We start from the raw sequence: 12,496 nt of genomic DNA, 5'->3' as shown, positions 1-12,496 counted from the left end.
ATTTTAAATAGGATAATTTTTATCTTAATTATCCAGCAATATCAATCATTGCTTGACCATGCTCTTTTACAATTTTTTGAGTAATTTTGTATGAGCAGAATTTTGGTCCACACATTGAGCAGAATTCTGCTTCTTTAAATACATCCTGAGGTAAAGTTTCATCATGATACTCTTTTGCTCGCTCCGGATCTAAACACAATTCAAACTGTTTATTCCAATCAAATCCATATCTTGCATCTGACATTTCATCATCAATATCTCTTGCACCTTTTCTACCTCTTGCAATATCAGCTGAGTGAGCAGCAATTTTATATGCAATAATTCCGTTTCTAACATCTTCTGCATTTGGTAAACCTAAGTGTTCTTTTGGAGTTACATAACATAACATAGATGCACCATGCCATCCACCAACAGCTGCACCAATAGCAGATGAAATATGATCATATCCAGCAGCAATATCAGTTGTAAGTGGTCCTAATATATAAAACGGTGCTTCATGACAATACTCTTTTTCTAATTTCATATTTCTTTCAATTTGATTTAAAGGAACGTGACCTGGACCTTCAATCATAACTTGAACATCTTTTTCCCAAGCTCTTAAAGTTAATTCACCAAGAACTTTTAACTCTCTTAATTGTGCTTCATCTGAGGCATCAGCTAAACATCCAGGTCTTAAAGAATCTCCTAAAGATAAAGAAACATCATATTTTCTACAAATTTCTAAAATATCATCAAATGCTTCATAAAAAGGATTTTCTTTATGATAATGCATCATCCAAGCAGCCATTAAAGAACCACCTCTTGAAACTATTCCCATTTTTCTTTTTGCAACGTGAGGCATAAATTCAAGTAAGAATCCAGCGTGAATTGTAAAGTAAGAAACACCTTGTTGAGCTTGTTTTTCTAGAACTTTTAACATTACATCAATAGATAAATCTTCTATTTTATCCTTACAATCGTGTAAAATTTGATAAATTGGTACTGTTCCAATTGGCACTGTTGAGTGCTGAATAACAGCAGTTCTTATCATGTCTAAATCACCACCTGTACTTAGATCCATAATTGTATCTGCACCATATTTTAAACATACGTCAACTTTTTCTATTTCACCTTCAACATTAGATGCTAGTGCAGATGAACCGATATTTGCATTGATTTTGCATGAAGATGCAATACCAATTGACATTGGAACTAAATGTTTATGATTTACATTTGCAGGAATTATTAATCTTCCTCTAGCTATTTCACTTCTTACAAGTTCTGGTTCTAGCTTTTCGATTTTTGCTACATATTCCATATCTGGAGTAATAATTCCTTTTTTTGCATAATACATTTGAGTTCTAATTTTGTCATTTTTATGATTGTCTAACCAATTTCTCATTTTAAAATCCTATAGTATTTATTTATATTTGTAGCTAGATTATAGCCAAATATATTTATATAAGCTTAAGTGCTTTAGATATTTTGAAATTATTATTCATATAAGTTTCTTTTCTATATAATAATTAAGAAATATATATTAGGAGGTTATTTTGTTAGATGATAAACAATTAGATAACTCTCCTAATTTTTCGTTGTATACTCAAAAAGAGTTAGAGCAACAAAAGTATATTAATGAAATTGAATTAGTTATCGAAAAATACAATATTTTAGAAAATGAAAATCAATTAATTGCTTCAACTGAAAAAAGTTATTTATATCTGATAAATTTTATTTTAGAATTACATAAAAATAAAAAAAGTTTACCAAATGATTTGAAAAATATTTTTTTGAATAATATTTTTTTAAAAGAGCAAATAAATATTTTTTTAGAAAAGAAGTTAAAAAATCTTACAAAAGATGACAATATTCATTTTATAAAAGATATAAATGTACTTGCATACATTTCAACTATTGGTTCAGATGATAATATTCTAAATTCTTATTATAATTATGATTTAGAAGCTATTTCAAAAGTTTTTAGATTTTATGAAGAACATTTAAGAACACTATTTTTAGAAAATAAAGTTTTATTTTCGTTAACTTTTGATTCTTATATAATTTTATTAAAAACATTAATTCAATTATGTACTATTAATTCTATTGATTTAATTAGAAAAAAAAGCGTTAATCAAATCATCGATTTAATGACAGAAACAATAAATATTATAAAATTTACTATTTCTTTAAATGATAGAGAATTAAGTAAAATAAATAATATTCAAGGAAAATATTTATATTATTTTTCTCATTTAGATGAAATACCTGTGGAAGAAGATGATTTAAGTAAAAGTTTTGAAAAATACCTTCTATGTCTTGAAAGACAAGAAGATGGTTTTATGTTATCAAAAAACAACAATTTCGGCTATGAAAATGATATTTCAGAAGATGCAGAGTTTTTGATTTTCAAAAATTATTCTTCAATTTTATTACTTAAATTATTAAAAAAATTAAGAAATATACCTAACTCTCCAAGATTTTTTGATAATCCTTATTTTCAAAAAATCTTGAAAGTTTATTATAAAAAGTTTTCTATAGAAAATGAAATTAAAATTGCAAAAAATATTGAAGAATTTGAAAAAACATTACTTAGTTCTTTGTTGTACAATTATAATTCAGATTTAAATTTTGACAAAAAATTGGATTATCATTGGGTTATTGAAGATTTTATTCTTTCAGATAAAGATTTTGATAATAGAAATTTAGAAACTATTTATAGAATTTTATTTTTCATATCGGATATTGAAGATTTTAAATATAGTCATATCACCCAAATTTTAGTAAATTCAAAAGTAATAAAAAACGATTATCATGAATTTTTTAAATTAGCAATATTTGATTTATTTATAACAAAATTCAAAAATTCTAAATTTGATAATGAACTAAATGAAATATTAGAAAAAATTTCTAAATATATTCTTCAAAATACTTTTGATTTTCATCTTATTTCTATTTGTTCAAAAATTTTTCTTAATATTTCACTTATTTATTCTACACATGAAGAAAAAATAGAAGAAGCAAAAAAATTATATGCTTTATTTATTTTATTAAATGATTTTGATATTTTAGAAATAAATTATGAAAAAATAAATGCAAAAATATTAGAAAACCTTCAATTTACAAAAGATTATGTAAGAGAAAATTTTTTAGACGATTTTTTTATACTAAAAGATTTTGAATTATATCAAGAAATAGAAATTATCAAAAAAAGAATAGAGATTAATTCTTTGAGTATAGATGAAACTATAAATATTTTAGTCGACTTTCTAACAACAAAAATTTTTTATGGTTTATGTAAAATTTTTATTTCAGAAGTAGAACAAATTGATACTTTTGATTATGAATTTGAAAAATATGTTATTAAAATAAATCATAAATACTTGATTAAATTACTTTATTCAAAAATAAATGAAAAGATTTTTAATCTAATTTTAGAACGATATACAAAATTTATAAAAGATGAATTTAGTATTATTTTTAAAAGCTTTGATCAAAAAGATATAAAATTTTATCTTAGTGACGATGATTTTGAATTAACTTATTAAAAAATTTAGGATATTTATGAGAAAGAAATTAATTAAAGAAATTACATCTTTGCCTCCTCTTCCAAACAATATCATAGAACTTGATAATTTTAGAAAATTAGATAGTACAGATACAAATAAATTAGTAGAAATATTAAATAAAGACCCATTAATTGTCGCAAATATTTTAAAAATTGCAAATTCAAGTATGTTTGGTTTTAGAAGTAAAGTTGATACTTTAAGTCGTGCAATAAACCTTTTAGGTATAAAATTTGCTATTTCAATTGCTATTGGTTCTTCAATTAGCAACACTATCAAATCAAATTTACTAGCTTATGCTGTAACTAATGATGATTTTATTTTTTCAAGTTCACTTGCTAGTAATATCGTTAATACTTGGGTTTCTACTATAAATTTTGACCTAAAAAATGAACTATTACTTCCTGCTTTTCTTCAAGAAGTTGGTAAATTCGTAATTTCACAAGTAATTCAAAATGAAAAAAAGACTGAAGAATTTTTAAAAGAGTTAGAAGAAACTAAAGATACAAGTTTGTGCGAAGAAAAATTTACAGGTTTTACCTGTGCAAGAATTACTGCAAATATCTTTAAACATTGGAATTTAAGTCACAACATAATTTTTCCTATAGCATTTACAGAAGATATAGAAAATTGTCCAGAATCTTTTAAGAAAAAAGCTCAAATTTTACAAATTGTTAAAATCTTGTGTGATGTAAGATACCCATTAAGTGATAAAAACATTGAAAAAGCTTTAGAAAAAGTTGTACTTTACGACTTTGATGTTGAGCATTTTATTAACTCAATTGATGTTATAAAAGAGGTTATTGGTCAAAATTCTTAACTTATGCTAAGTTAGTATATATTATAATTTGTAACTTTTTTACACAAAGGGGTTTTTGTTGTTAGATGTTACACTTATAGTTCTATGTGCAGGCAATTCTTCAAGATTTGAACACAAAACTAAAAAGCAGTGGATTAGAATAGGTAATGAACCTTTATGGTTACATGTGACAAAAAGATTAGCTTCTTTTTCACAATTTAATAAAATTATCATTGCTTCTCATGAAACTGAATTAGATTATATGAAAAACTTCACTGATGAATTTACTTTTGTCAAAGGTGGAACAACAAGACAACAATCAATACTAAACTGTCTAAAATTTGTAACAACAAAATATGTAATGATAAGTGATGTAGCAAGAGCTTGCATTCCCAAATATGTGATAGAAACTCTTTTAATTGAAAAAGAAAATGCCAATTGTATAGTTCCCATTCTAAATGTTACAGATACTGTAATTTATGAAAATGATACAATTAACAGAGATAATGTAAAATTAATTCAAACTCCTCAACTTTCAAATACACAAATATTAAAATCTGCACTAAATACAAAAATAGAATTTACTGATGAAAGTTCTGCAATTAAAAATATAAATGGAACAATAAAATATGTTCAAGGAAGTATTGATAGTAAAAAATTAACTTTAGGTGATGAATTAGATGATTTACCATGTCTAAAAGAACCATCAAATAATTTTTTTACTGGTACTGGTTTTGATATTCATGCTTTTGAAGAAAATAAAGATATGTATCTTGGTGGAATTAAACTTCCTTATGATTATGGTTTTAAAGCACATAGTGATGGTGATGTTTTAATACATTCAGTTATCGATGCATTATTAGGAGCATGTGGAGCTGGAGACATTGGTGAATTTTTTCCTGATACTGATGAAAAGTATAAAGGAATAGATTCAAAAATTCTATTAGATGAGATTGTAACTTTTGTCAATAATGTTGGTTATGAAATAGTAAATATTGATTTAACCATTATTGCACAAAAACCAAAAATCAATCCTTTTAAAAATGATATAAAAAATTCAATGGTAAAACTTTTAGGACTTGAAAAACAGTTTATCAATATCAAAGCTACAACTGCGGAAAAGCTTGGATTTATTGGTAGAGCTGAAGGAGTTGCTGTACAAAGTATTGCTACATTGAAATATTATAATTGGAAACAAAAATGAATATATTAATTATCGAAAATGAAATCTATCTAGCACAAAAAGTTGTTTCAAGATTACTTGATGATGGACATAGTTGTGATTATATTGAATCACCGAATATTGATAATCTAACAAAAGATTACGATACTATTTTACTTTCAACTTCTCTTCCATCTAGTTTATGTAAAAATATAATCAAACGATATAGTGAAACTTCTATAATTCTTCTTCTTGTATCTTATATTTCTGATGAAACAGTAACAAATCCTATTAAAGATGGGGCTAAAGATTATATTATGAAACCGTTTATTATGGATGAATTAGTAAGAAAAATTTATCATTATAAAGAGTGTAGAAGTATTAGAAGAGAGTTACAAACTTTAAGAGATTATTTTAATTTTACAATGTCAGATATTGATACAAGTGAAATTTTACTTCCACCATCATTTCCAACTTTAATAGAAACAAATTCTCAAAAATGTGCGGATAAGCTTGTTTTTGAATTAGCTAGAAAAATGGATTTACCTATTTGTTTTATTTCCTTAACTTCTTCAAATTGGCAAAAACAAATGAATGCTATTCAAGGTAAAACTATCATTTATTTAACAGATTATCATACTTTAAAAAAGAATATGAAAGAACAAATCAATAAATTAATTGAAGATAAAAATTGTATTGTGTCAACACTAGAGCCTGAAGAAGAATTTCCACATAGAAAAATAGAGTTTAATAACGAAAAGATTTTATTAGGTAATTCAAATATTATGACTATTAATGACTATGTTAAAATGATGGTTATTTCATACCAAAATAAATATCCTGACACTGAATTATCAAAAAAATTAGGAATATCAAGAAAATCTCTTTGGGAAAAAAGAAAAAAACTTGATATTGAAAAGAAAAAATAAAGGATAATATATGAATTTAAGAAGATTCTTTTTAACAGTAGGTTTTAGTGGATTAAGCCCTAAAGCTCCAGGAACTGTGGGTTCTTTTGTTTCTTTGATTTTAGGATTATTTTTACTACAAATTTTACATGTTTCTACACTTTTTTTATTATCTTTATTAATAACGGTTATTGCAATAAAACAAATTGATGCATATGAAAAAGAATCAGGAATTCATGATAATAGTGAAATTGTGATTGATGAACTTGTAGGAATGTGGATAGCTTTATCAATCTGTGGAATTAATAATGAAAACTTAATTTATATGGCTCCACTTGCTTTTATATTTTTTAGATTATTTGATATTTGGAAGCCTTCAATTATAGGTAAAATCGACAGAGATGTAAAGGGTGGTCTAGGTGTAATGGGGGATGATATTGTTGCTGGAATTGCTGCTGGAATTGCTACAGCTGGAGTTTATCAGTTGATTGAGAAGTTTGTTTTATAATAAACTTAACTAATCAAAAAAAGGGGAAGTTTTTAAACCTTCCCCTTTTTTTATTTCAATTATTTTACAATATCTGCAAATTGTTTGAAGATATATTTTGACTCATGTGGTCCAGGACTTGCTTCTGGGTGATGTTGAACTGAAAAAATCTCTTTATTTTTATATTTAACACCTTCAATTGTATTATCAAATAAATTGATATGTGTAATATCAGCAATCTCAACAATATTATCAGGAACATTATAGTTATGATTTTGAGCAGTAATTTCAACTACACCATTATTTGCAACTGGATGGTTACCACCGTGTTGACCGAATTTTAGTTTATAAGTATCATATCCATGAGCAATAGAAAGCATTTGATGACCTAAACAAATAGCAAACATAGGAATATTTGCATTTATAAGTTTTTGAACTTCTTTTTTCTCATTTACAAGAGTAAGTGGATCTCCTGGCCCATTTGATAAGAATACTCCACCTATCTCTTTTGATTCAAATCTTGCAATTAAATCTTCACCTTTAAAGTTTGAAGGTACAACTTCAACTTCAAGTCCTGCTTGAACTAATTCATTTAAAATATTTCTTTTAACACCAAAATCGATAACAACAACTTTTTTATCACTCATTACAGCTTTATCATAAGCTTTAATTGCGTGATTCCAAGCTCCTGATTTATGAATAAATGATTCTTTTGTAGAAACTAATTCAATATAATTTATATCTTCTATTCTAGGACTTGCTTTTAATTGTTTCGCTAGTTCCTCTTTAGAAGAAATTTCTGTTGAAGCTATCATCATCATAGCTCCTTCATCTCTAATCATTTTAGTTAAATATCTTGTGTCAATATCACAAATTCCTAAAACACCATGCTCTTTTAGTAAAGAATCTAAGTTATTTTGAGCTCTATAGTTTGAGTAATCATTATGATAATTTCTAACTAACACACCTTTACAGTGACAAACTTTACTTTCCATATCATCATCATTTACTCCTACATTTCCAATTTCTGGCATTGTAAAAGTAATAAATTGACCAGCATAAGAAGGATCAGAAATTATTTCTTGATAACCAGTTAATGAAGTATTAAAAACTATTTCTCCAACAGCTGTACCCGTTGCACCAAAAGATTTTGCTTCTAAAAAAATTCCATTTTCTAAATATATCCATACTTTTTGCATTTATATTAATCCTCTTTTTACTAATTCTTCTTCATATAATCTATGATAAACTAAATCATAATCTTCTGTACCGGGGATTAGTTTTCTTTTATAATTCTTTAATTTATTTATTACTTCACTATCCGCTTTCTCAAAACCTTTTATAAAATCATCTAAAGAAGCAAATATAACGTTTTTTATTTGATTATCTGAACAAGTATAATGAATAAAATCTTCTTCCCATAAATAATCTAATATTTTATGAGCAATATCTGAAAATCTATCTTCATTATTTAAAATAACACCATAATCATTTGCTAATCTTTTTTTTGTCATCCAAAAAAGCTGTCTTCTATCTGCATTCAAATACTCGATTTCTTCTTCTTGTGCATCTAAAATTTCTTGCACTTTTTCATCTAAAGAAAACTCTTTTTCAATATCTTCATCAAGTATTTTTTCAATTTCAGATTCTATACTTTGTTTGTCTTTTCTTATTTCTACAAAGTCACAACTAGCTAAATCTCTTGTTATTCTTCTCGAGACATACGGCGTATGATGTAATTTTAACCTCATATTTTCTACCCCCTTATAATTGTATCAACTCTTTCTGGAGAAGTTGAAACTATTCCAACTTTAACAGAAGTAACCTCTTCGATTTTTTCTATATATTTTTTTGCATTAATTGGAAGTAGATCAAAATCTCTGATCCCAACAACACTTTCCCAACCTTCAATCTCTTCATAAATAGCTTTTACATTTTCTAAACAAGTTGGAACATAATCAATTTTTTCACCATTCAATTCATAAGCTACACAAATTTTAATTTTTTCAAATCCATCTAAAACATCAAGTTTCATTAAAGCTAATTGATCACAACCATTTAATCTTGCAGCATATTTAACTGCAACTGCATCAAACCAACCACATCTTCTTTTTCTTCCTGTAGTTGTTCCAAACTCTTTTCCAACTTGAGCCATAGTTTCACCTTCATCACCAAAGTCTTCACTTGGGAAAGGTCCATTTCCAACTCTTGTACAATAAGCTTTTACTATTCCTGTAACTACTCCAACATCTTTTGGATTTACTCCAAGACCTGCACAAGAACCAGCACTAACAGTTGAAGATGATGTAACATAAGGATATGTTCCATGGTCAATGTCTAACATTGTTCCTTGGGCACCTTCTAGTAATATTTTTTTACCTTCATCTAAAGCTTTCCAAACCATATTTGTTGTATTTGTAATAAATGGTGCTATTTTTTCTTTATAAGAAGTCAACTCTTCTATTAATTCTTTTTCTTTAGGAGTTGCAATTTCTAATACATCAAATATTGCTCTATTTTGTTCGAAATATTCTAAAATTGATTTAGCTAATTTAGTAGGATTTAAAAGTTCTCCAACTCTATGCCCTACCCTATTGATTTTATCTGAATACGCTGGACCTATTCCTTTTCCAGTTGTTCCAATAGCTTTTGCCCCTCTTAATTTTTCTTTAGCTTGATCAATTAAAGCGTGATATGGTAGATTTAAATGTGCTTTATCTGAGATAAATAATCTTCCTTCTAAATTTTTAAATTGACTCATTTCTTCAATAATATTTTCAGGTGATAAAACTACACCATTTCCAATTACATTTATTGCATTTGGATTTAATACTCCTGAAGGAATTAAATGTAAAGCATACTTAACACCATCAACCCAAATTGTATGACCAGCATTGTGACCACCTTGGCTTCTGCAAACCATGTCATACTTTTGTGCTAACATGTCAACTATTTTACCTTTTCCCTCATCTCCCCATTGAATACCAACTATTACATCTGCGCTCATTCTTAATCCTCTAAAATTTTTAATAAATTATCTGTATATAGTGCAAAACCTAATGAACTCATTCCTTCACTTGAGTACATTCCACCTTTGCATAAAGTTAAATTTTCATGTATCACTCTATAGTAAATCCCATTATAGTATCTTAGAGTTCCATAATAAAGTGGTGCAATGATTATATTAGAATAATCTACTTCTTTCGCTTTTTGAACTAACTTTTCTAACTCTTTTTTTATACTATTTGGAACCATTTCTATAACACTTTCCAAACTTTTTATATCTTTTACTTTAATTAATCTGTTTAACCAATCGCAATTTAATTTAAATAGTGATGCTATTTCACCATTTTTTAATAAATCTATATCAATATTTAATTCACTAGCAATTAATTTTGGAATATTTATATTTGATATTTGTAAAATCGGTTCTATTTGTAGTGCTTTTAAAATATTTGCTGTTAAATTCATAATATCAGAAATATTATCATGATCTATCCACTCACATCCAATTTGGTACTCTTCTTTTGATGGATAAGTAAATATAGGTTGAACATAAAACCATTTTTTGTGAGCTGTTGTTCTTCCTAATCTTTTTGTAATTATTCTTACCACATCTAAAGTAGAATCAGCTCGTAAAGATACTTGTTCATTTTGTTCATCAGAAAATTTTATTAGTTTTCTTTCATTTGCAATTGCTTGATGTTGAGAATAAGAAAAATTTGGTGTTAAAATCTCTTCAAATCCTGCACTATCTAAAATTTCACAAACTTTATTTTCTAATACCCGCTTCTTTTTCGCCGTTGAACCAAAGTATAATCGACTCCCTTTTGGAATTTCGTGTTCAAAAATCATTCTTATTAGTTCCCTTTAAACATATTTGATGCAAAAACTTTATTTGCAGTTCCATCAAATGTTCTAATACCTAAATCATCAAGTGCCAATTCAACAGCATTTACAGCCCATGAAGCTTCATAATCTTCAACTAATCCCATATGATTAATTCTAAAAATCTTACCAGCTAAATGATCTTGTCCACCTGCGATATTTACATTATATTTATTTTTTAATATCTTTCTAATTGCACTTGATTGTTCAGTATAAACTGTTGTCATTGCATCTGCTGGAACTTTTGGATAAATTTCAAAACCAATAGCTTTTAATGCTTCTCTTGTTGCATTTGCTCTTAAAGCTGTTTGTTTATATAAATTATCAAATCCATCTTCTTTTAATTTTTCTAAAATTGCACCTAAACCAATAATAAGTGTAGTTGCTGCTGTCCAAGCTGTTGTATTTGTTCTTTGTTTTTTAATTTCAATTGAAAGATTAAAGTAATAACCTCTTGGTTTTGAATCAATTTTTTTAATTGCCTCATTTGATAAACCAATCATTGCAAGACCTGGAGGTAACATTAAAGCTTTTTGACTCCCTGTTACAACAGCATCAAGATTTGTAGTATCAATTTTTTCAACACCAACAGCAGTGATTCCATCAGCAATAATCATAATATCTTTATTAATTTTTTTAACTTCAGTTGCAATTTGCTCAACAGGATGTCTTAATCCTCCAGCACTTTCACAAATCTGAATAAAAATAGCATCAATAGAAGAATCAGCTTTTACAGCTTCAACTACGGCTTCAACTGATACGGGTGTATTCCATTCATTTTTAATTTCAGTATATTCTATTCCAAAAGCTGAACAAATTTTTCCGAATCTTTCACCAAATTTTCCAGAGTTAATAGTAAGTGCTTTTTTATGTGTAAGATTTGTTACACATGCCTCCATAGCACCTGTTCCACTTGAAGCTAACATTACAACTTCAGGCATTCCATATAATTCTAATAATAATTCTCTAGTATTTTTAAAAATTGCTTCAAACTCTTCAGTTCTATGATGTATTGTTACATCTGACATTGCTTTTCTAACAAATTCTGGTACAGGAGTTGGACCTGGTGTTAATAGCATTTTATTATCCTTATTTTTTCATTCTTTATAGCAAAACGAAGCATTTTATCTAAATATAGTTTATTAATTGGTTAAGCAATATTTTTCAAAAAAATTTAAAAATTTTCATTTTACTATTGACATTTACTACTAATTAGTAATATAATTCTGCAAGGAGTATGTAAATGAATAATAAAAGTTTAAAATCTTATGGTTATAGAACTGATAAATCTATGAAAACTGTTGTTAGATTAGAAAGAACAAGTTTAAAAATCAACAATTTAACTGTAAATTATTTATCAAAACATAATCTAACGTTTAATCAATTTAAAGTATTAGAAGCTTTATATCATCTAGGTGATTTAAATATTGGCTCAATCACAAAATTAACAATGAGTACACCAGGAAATATCACTGTTGTTGTAAGAAATCTAAAAAGAGATGGATGGATTACTTCAATAAAAGACCCAAATGATAGTAGAGCATCAATTTTATCAATTACTCAAAAAGGTAAAGATATTATTGAAGAAGTTTTCCCAAATCACGCAAAAAATTTAAATAAAGCTTTAGAAGTTTTAAGTGATGAGGAATTAGATACTTTATATGATTTATTAAATAAGGTTTACAAAGCAAATTAAATATTTTTTTGCTT

At 26.6% G+C, this 12,496-nt stretch carries 12 protein-coding genes; 6 read left to right on the top strand and 6 right to left on the bottom strand.

Annotated elements, in window-relative coordinates:
- Positions 1-28: 28 nt before the first annotated feature.
- On the bottom strand, positions 29-1,381 hold the full coding sequence (thiC, locus tag ADFLV_RS01015) for a phosphomethylpyrimidine synthase ThiC (RefSeq protein WP_014472924.1): 1,353 nt from the start codon (positions 1,379-1,381) through the stop codon (positions 29-31).
- 151 nt (positions 1,382-1,532) lie between these two features.
- On the opposite strand from thiC, the gene ADFLV_RS01010 reads away from it, so the two are divergent.
- Genes ADFLV_RS01010 through ADFLV_RS00990 form a run of 5 tightly spaced genes read left to right on the top strand, consistent with a single transcriptional unit; the run spans position 1,533 to position 6,919 of the window.
- Positions 1,533-3,524, top strand: a complete 1,992-nt coding sequence (locus tag ADFLV_RS01010) for a hypothetical protein (RefSeq protein WP_129011741.1) — start codon at positions 1,533-1,535, stop codon at positions 3,522-3,524.
- Positions 3,525-3,540: 16 nt separating this feature from the next.
- Positions 3,541-4,362, top strand: coding sequence for an HDOD domain-containing protein (locus tag ADFLV_RS01005; protein WP_014472922.1), 822 nt, complete (start codon positions 3,541-3,543; stop codon positions 4,360-4,362).
- A gap of 58 nt (positions 4,363-4,420) precedes the next feature.
- Positions 4,421-5,545, top strand: coding sequence for a bifunctional 2-C-methyl-D-erythritol 4-phosphate cytidylyltransferase/2-C-methyl-D-erythritol 2,4-cyclodiphosphate synthase (locus ADFLV_RS01000; RefSeq protein WP_129011740.1), 1,125 nt, complete (start codon positions 4,421-4,423; stop codon positions 5,543-5,545).
- The gene (locus ADFLV_RS00995) at positions 5,542-6,432 is read left to right on the top strand and encodes a response regulator (RefSeq protein ID WP_014472920.1); all 891 of its coding nucleotides are present in this window, start codon (positions 5,542-5,544) and stop codon (positions 6,430-6,432) included. The genes ADFLV_RS01000 and ADFLV_RS00995 overlap by 4 nt, the downstream gene beginning before the upstream one ends.
- Positions 6,433-6,442: 10 nt before the next feature.
- Positions 6,443-6,919, top strand: a complete 477-nt coding sequence (locus ADFLV_RS00990) for a phosphatidylglycerophosphatase A family protein (protein WP_129011739.1) — start codon at positions 6,443-6,445, stop codon at positions 6,917-6,919.
- Positions 6,920-6,978: 59 nt separating this feature from the next.
- Here ADFLV_RS00990 and carA read toward each other — a convergent pair whose 3' ends face one another.
- From carA to ADFLV_RS00965, 5 genes are read right to left on the bottom strand one after another with little or no spacing between them, the layout of a single operon-like run.
- Entirely contained in the window at positions 6,979-8,097 is a 1,119-nt protein-coding gene (gene carA, locus ADFLV_RS00985) for a glutamine-hydrolyzing carbamoyl-phosphate synthase small subunit (RefSeq protein ID WP_129011738.1), read from the bottom strand.
- The gene (locus ADFLV_RS00980) at positions 8,098-8,649 is read right to left on the bottom strand and encodes a DUF507 family protein (RefSeq protein WP_014472917.1); all 552 of its coding nucleotides are present in this window, start codon (positions 8,647-8,649) and stop codon (positions 8,098-8,100) included. It abuts the gene before it with no gap.
- Between the two features lie 5 nt (positions 8,650-8,654).
- Positions 8,655-9,905 carry an adenylosuccinate synthase gene (locus ADFLV_RS00975; protein WP_129011737.1) on the bottom strand — a complete coding sequence of 417 codons (1,251 nt, stop codon included), beginning with the start codon at positions 9,903-9,905 and terminating at the stop codon, positions 8,655-8,657.
- A 2-nt stretch (positions 9,906-9,907) separates the two neighbouring features.
- Entirely contained in the window at positions 9,908-10,753 is an 846-nt protein-coding gene (locus tag ADFLV_RS00970; RefSeq protein WP_014472915.1) for an ATP phosphoribosyltransferase regulatory subunit, read from the bottom strand.
- A 5-nt stretch (positions 10,754-10,758) separates the two neighbouring features.
- The gene (locus tag ADFLV_RS00965) at positions 10,759-11,865 is read right to left on the bottom strand and encodes a pyridoxal-phosphate-dependent aminotransferase family protein (protein WP_129011736.1); all 1,107 of its coding nucleotides are present in this window, start codon (positions 11,863-11,865) and stop codon (positions 10,759-10,761) included.
- Between the two features lie 164 nt (positions 11,866-12,029).
- Between ADFLV_RS00965 and ADFLV_RS00960 the strand changes: the two genes are divergently transcribed.
- The gene (locus ADFLV_RS00960) at positions 12,030-12,482 is read left to right on the top strand and encodes a MarR family winged helix-turn-helix transcriptional regulator (RefSeq protein ID WP_129011735.1); all 453 of its coding nucleotides are present in this window, start codon (positions 12,030-12,032) and stop codon (positions 12,480-12,482) included.
- The last annotated feature ends 14 nt before the right edge of the window (positions 12,483-12,496 follow it).

The organism is Arcobacter defluvii, from assembly GCF_013201725.1.
GTDB classification, from domain to species: Bacteria; Campylobacterota; Campylobacteria; order Campylobacterales; family Arcobacteraceae; genus Aliarcobacter; species Aliarcobacter defluvii.
This window is presented reverse-complemented; position numbering and strand designations above follow the sequence as displayed.

Bases quoted from the DNA above. Each gene is read 5' to 3' on its own strand.
- thiC (WP_014472924.1), bottom strand. From the start codon at position 1,381: ATGAGAAATTGGTTAGACAATCATAAAAATGACAAAATTAGAACTCAA.
- ADFLV_RS01005 (WP_014472922.1), top strand. From the start codon at position 3,541: ATGAGAAAGAAATTAATTAAAGAAATTACATCTTTGCCTCCTCTTCCA.
- ADFLV_RS00995 (WP_014472920.1), top strand. From the start codon at position 5,542: ATGAATATATTAATTATCGAAAATGAAATCTATCTAGCACAAAAAGTT.
- ADFLV_RS00990 (WP_129011739.1), top strand. From the start codon at position 6,443: ATGAATTTAAGAAGATTCTTTTTAACAGTAGGTTTTAGTGGATTAAGC.
- carA (WP_129011738.1), bottom strand. From the start codon at position 8,097: ATGCAAAAAGTATGGATATATTTAGAAAATGGAATTTTTTTAGAAGCA.
- ADFLV_RS00980 (WP_014472917.1), bottom strand. From the start codon at position 8,649: ATGAGGTTAAAATTACATCATACGCCGTATGTCTCGAGAAGAATAACA.
- ADFLV_RS00975 (WP_129011737.1), bottom strand. From the start codon at position 9,905: ATGAGCGCAGATGTAATAGTTGGTATTCAATGGGGAGATGAGGGAAAA.
- ADFLV_RS00970 (WP_014472915.1), bottom strand. From the start codon at position 10,753: ATGATTTTTGAACACGAAATTCCAAAAGGGAGTCGATTATACTTTGGT.
- ADFLV_RS00965 (WP_129011736.1), bottom strand. From the start codon at position 11,865: ATGCTATTAACACCAGGTCCAACTCCTGTACCAGAATTTGTTAGAAAA.
- ADFLV_RS00960 (WP_129011735.1), top strand. From the start codon at position 12,030: ATGAATAATAAAAGTTTAAAATCTTATGGTTATAGAACTGATAAATCT.